Genomic DNA, 442 nt, shown 5'->3' with positions numbered 1-442 from the left:
CGTAAGGACTACGGGGATAGCCTAATCGATAACTGGTGGTTATGCTGGTGTTCTTAGGAATCCCCCACTTCAATCAGACCGCAAGGTCGATAAGTGGCGGGTAGTTCAATATCTAAACTATGCGTACCGTTATACCTTACCTCTAACCCTGCTAAACTGGATAGGCTACACTTGGTTGGCCAATAAAAATAAGGGCTAGTAGAATAATACACAAAGAGTGAGGAGCGAATCTACTATGTCCCAAAAAAGAAGAACGTTTACCACAGAATTTAAGAAGCAAGTGGTTGCTTTATATGAAAGTGGAAAAAGCCGTCAAGAGATTGTCCGTGAATATGAATTAACTGCGTCTGCATTAGACAGATGGCTTACTCAGTTTCAACAGTCTGGTTCGTTCAAAGAGAAAGACAATCGAAGCCCGGAAGAACAAGAATTGATTGAGTTA

1 protein-coding gene is annotated in these 442 nt (G+C 41.6%); it reads left to right on the top strand.

Annotated features, from left to right (window positions below):
- Positions 1-235: 235 nt before the first annotated feature.
- Positions 236-442, top strand: a 207-nt coding sequence (locus SAZ04_RS21690; protein ID WP_332699585.1) for a transposase, incomplete at its 3' end; no start/stop codon positions are given.

It is taken from the genome of Halalkalibacter lacteus, from assembly GCF_036663595.1.
In the GTDB taxonomy this organism is placed as follows: Bacteria; Bacillota; Bacilli; order Bacillales; family Bacillaceae_D; genus Halalkalibacter; species Halalkalibacter lacteus.
This window is presented reverse-complemented; position numbering and strand designations above follow the sequence as displayed.